The sequence below is a fragment of the Pseudomonas sp. 43(2021) genome, assembly GCF_017490805.1.
In the GTDB taxonomy this organism is placed as follows: domain Bacteria; phylum Pseudomonadota; class Gammaproteobacteria; order Pseudomonadales; family Pseudomonadaceae; genus Aquipseudomonas.
The window spans coordinates 1-563 of sequence record NZ_JAFGYJ010000204.1; the positions used below are offsets into that span (position 1 = coordinate 1).

Below are 563 nucleotides of genomic sequence, written 5' to 3' on the forward strand. Positions count from 1 at the left end.
GCCTGGGAAGTCAGCACCAGCACTTTCACCGGCATGGCGGTGGAAGTCAGGCGAGCAATAACTTCCAGTCCATCGAGTTTGGGTATTCCAATATCCAGAATGACAAGATCCGGTATTTGTTCACGAGCAATTTGTAGTGCATCAACGCCATTATCCGTTTCTGCAATGACTTCGTAGCCATGCCGTTCCATCAGCATACGTACCGCAAGTCGAATGACGGGGTGGTCATCCACGATCAGCACTTTATTCATGGGCAAGTCCAGTTTTCGCTGTTCGAATTTTTAGAACACGCACGATATCCCAGTCACTTGCTTCAAGGGATGGCAACTTTTACACTCATTTGCATCGAGAGACATTCCCTACAGGCATTGAGGATAATTACCACAAATAGGTCCCGTCGCATCCATCGCAATTGCTACCCGTCCTGCAAGGCCGCAACGAATTTCCGTTTACTGCGCACACGTCCTACGCAGCTGCGAATTCCAATCGAGCCATCTGAAATTTCCTGGACCACTTTTGCCGGCTGCCGATTCGACATATGACGTAACGAACCGCCGCTACTG

General features: G+C 49.7%; 1 protein-coding gene. It reads right to left on the reverse strand.

The window, feature by feature from the left end:
- Positions 1-251, reverse strand: a 251-nt coding sequence (locus J5M71_RS26765) for a response regulator transcription factor (RefSeq protein ID WP_207838517.1), incomplete at its 3' end; no start/stop codon positions are given.
- Positions 252-563: the final 312 nt, after the last annotated feature.